Genomic DNA, 3,452 nt, shown 5'->3' on the forward strand with positions numbered 1-3,452 from the left:
GTACGAGCCGACGTTCGGCGGCACCCGGGTCGACGGCGAGCAGCCGCTCCCGCAGGCTCGGGTTGCGGATCTCCAGGACGTCCAGCACCCCGGTGACGGCGGTGCGGTCGTACGGGGCGCGCTCCAGCTCGGCGGGGCCCTTGGGGAGCTCCACGTCGCGCACCATCTCGGTCAGCCGGCGGTTCATCCGCACCGAGTCGAGGTGGTCGCGGAAGTTCTGCCCCGCGACACCCTTCACCTCGTCGGCGCGCGCCACCAGCTCGTCGAAGGAGCCGAACTCGTTGATCCACTTCGCGGCGGTCTTCTCGCCCACCTTGGGGATGCCGGGGAGGTTGTCCGACGGGTCGCCGCGCAGCGCGGCGAAGTCCGGGTACTGGGCGGGGGTGAGGCCGTACTTCTCCTCGACCTTCTCCGGGGTGAAGCGGGTCAGCTCGGAGACGCCCTTGGTCGGGTAGAGGACCGTGACGTTCTCGGTGATGAGCTGGAAGGAGTCGCGGTCGCCCGTGACGATCAGCACCTCGAACCCCGCGGCCTCCGCCTGGGTGGCGAGCGTCGCGATCACGTCGTCGGCCTCGAAGCCGTCGACGGCGAACCGGTCCGCGTGCATCGCGTCGAGCAGTTCACCGATCAGCTCGACCTGCCCCTTGAACTCGTCGGGGGTCTTGGAGCGGTTCGCCTTGTACTCGGGGAACTCCTGGGAGCGCCAGGTCTTGCGGGACACGTCGAACGCCACCGCGAAGTGGGTGGGCGCCTCGTCGCGCAGCGTGTTCGCCAGCATCGAGGCGAAGCCGTACACGGCGTTCGTCGGCTGCCCCGTCCCGGTCGTGAAATTCTCCGCGGGCAGGGCGAAGAACGCCCGGTACGCCAGGGAGTGCCCGTCCATGAGGAGCAGGCGCGGTCGGTTGTCTGCCGTCTTCTTCGATGCTGTCTCAGCCACATACACGATCCTGCCACGGCCCGCCGACATCACGGACCGCTCACGGGTCCCGTCGCCCCTTCCTTCCGGGTGCGCGCCCCGACCGCCATGACAGGATCGAACGGGAGAGACCCACGCGCTCGAAGGGGAGCAACCATGGCCACGAAGCCCCCGACCGGAGACCCGGTCCAGGACGCCCCGCAGGTCCAGGAGGCCCAGCACGCCGCCGCCGGGCTGCCCGCGGTCGCCCATTCTCTGCTCATGGCCCAGCAGCAGATGGGGCTGGGGCGCACCGCGCGCACGCTCCTCAAGGTCAACCAGAAGAACGGCTTCGACTGCCCCGGCTGCGCGTGGCCGGAAGGCGACAAACGCCACACCGCGGAGTTCTGCGAGAACGGCGCCAAGGCCGTCGCCGAGGAGGCGACGCTGCGCCGGGTCACCCCGGAGTTCTTCGCCGCGCACCCGGTCCGGGACCTCGCGGGCCGCAGCGGGTACTGGCTGGGTCAGCAGGGCCGGATCACGCAGCCGATGTACCTCCCCGAGGGCGCTGACACCTACGAGCCGATTCCCTGGGACGACGCCTTCGCAATCATTGCCGACGAACTCCGTGCGCTCGGCTCCCCCGACGAGGCCCTCTTCTACACCTCGGGCCGCACCAGCAACGAGGCCGCCTTCCTCCTGCAGCTCTTCGCCCGCGAGTACGGCACCAACAACCTCCCCGACTGTTCGAACATGTGCCACGAGTCGTCCGGCTCGGCGCTCGTGGAGACCATCGGCATCGGCAAGGGCAGCGTCTCGCTGGAGGACCTCCACCAGGCCGATCTGATCATCGTCGCGGGGCAGAACCCGGGTACCAACCACCCGCGCATGCTCTCCGCCCTGGAGAAGGCCAAGCACGCCGGGGCGAAGATCATCTCGGTGAACCCGCTGCCCGAGGCCGGCCTGGAACGCTTCAAGAACCCCCAGACCCCGCAGGGCATGATCAAGGGCACCGCCCTCACCGACCTCTTCCTCCAGATACGCCTCGGCGGTGACCAGGCGCTCTTCCGCCTCCTCAACAAACTGATACTGGAGACCGAGGGCGCCGTCGACACCGTCTTCGTCGACGAACACACCCACGGATACGAGGAGTTCACCCGGGCTGCCCGGGAGGCCGACTGGGACGAGACCCTCGCCGCCACCGGGCTGGAGCGCGCCGACATCGAGAAGGCCCTCGAACTGGTCCTCGCCTCGGAGCGCACCATCGTCTGCTGGGCGATGGGCCTCACCCAGCACAAGCACTCCGTCCCCACCATCCGAGAAGTGGTCAACTTCCTTCTGCTGCGCGGCAACATAGGACGCCCGGGCGCCGGAGTCTGCCCGGTGCGCGGCCACTCCAACGTCCAGGGCGACCGCACCATGGGCATCTACGAGCGCCCCGCCCCCGCCTTCCTCGACGCCCTCGACCGCGAGTTCGGCATCACCTCGCCGCGCCACCACGGCTACGACGTGGTCCGCGCCATCCGCGCCCTGCGCGACGGCGACGCCAAGGTCTTCTTCGCGATGGGCGGCAACTTCGTCGCCGCCACCCCCGACACCGACGTCACCGAGGCCGCGATGCGCCGCGCCCGCCTCACCGTGCACGTGTCGACCAAGCTCAACCGCTCGCACGCCGTCACCGGCAGCCGCGCCCTGATCCTGCCGACGCTGGGCCGCACCGACAAGGACGTCCAGGCAGGCGGCAAGCAGTTCGTCACGGTCGAGGACTCCATGAGCATGGTGCACGCCTCCCGCGGCAACCTCGCCCCCGCGAGCCCGCACCTGCTCTCCGAACCCGCCATCGTCGCCCGGATGGCGCGCGCCGTCCTCGGCCCCGGTTCGAAGACCCCCTGGGAGGACTTCGAGAGGGACTACGGCACGATCCGCGACCGCATCTCCCGCGTGGTGCCCGGCTTCGAGGACTTCAACGCCCGAGTCGCCCGCCCCGGCGGATTCACCCTCCCGCACGGCCCGCGCGACGCCCGCCGCTTCCCGACCGCCACCGGCAAGGCCAACTTCACCGCCGCCCCCGTCGAGTACCCCGAACTCCCGGAAGGCAGGCTGCTGTTGCAGACCCTGCGCTCCCACGACCAGTACAACACCACGATCTACGGCCTCGACGACCGCTACCGCGGCATCAAGGACGGCCGCCGCGTCGTCCTCGTCAACCCCGACGACGCCCGCGAACTCGGCCTGGGCGACGGCGCCTACACCGATCTCGTCAGCGAGTGGAAGGACGGCACCGAACGCCGCGCCCCCGGCTTCCGGATCGTCCACTACCCCACCGCACGGGGCTGCGCCGCGGCCTACTACCCGGAGACGAACGTCCTGGTGCCGCTCGACTCGACCGCCGACACCAGCAACACCCCCGCCAGCAAGTCGGTCGTGGTGCGCTTCGAGAACGCCGGCTGACCCGGCCGTACGCCGCCGAGCCGGGCGCCGTCACCCCCGCCGCCCTGCCGTACACCGCACGGTTCGTCCAGGAGGTGCTGCGCCTGTATCAGCCCCTGTGGTTCAT

General features: G+C 70.2%; 2 protein-coding genes. One reads left to right on the forward strand and one right to left on the reverse strand.

Going from position 1 to position 3,452, the window contains the following annotated elements; translation table 11 throughout:
* A partial coding sequence (locus tag ACWD3D_RS34930) for a 5'-3' exonuclease (RefSeq protein ID WP_451464705.1) occupies nt 1-937 on the reverse strand: 937 nt, incomplete at its 3' end.
* A gap of 135 nt (nt 938-1,072) precedes the next feature.
* On the opposite strand from ACWD3D_RS34930, the gene ACWD3D_RS34935 reads away from it, so the two are divergent.
* Nucleotides 1,073-3,346, forward strand: a complete 2,274-nt coding sequence (locus ACWD3D_RS34935) for an FdhF/YdeP family oxidoreductase (RefSeq protein ID WP_451464706.1) — start codon at nt 1,073-1,075, stop codon at nt 3,344-3,346.
* Nucleotides 3,347-3,452: the final 106 nt, after the last annotated feature.

The sequence above is a fragment of the Streptomyces sp. NPDC002690 genome (assembly GCF_053592415.1).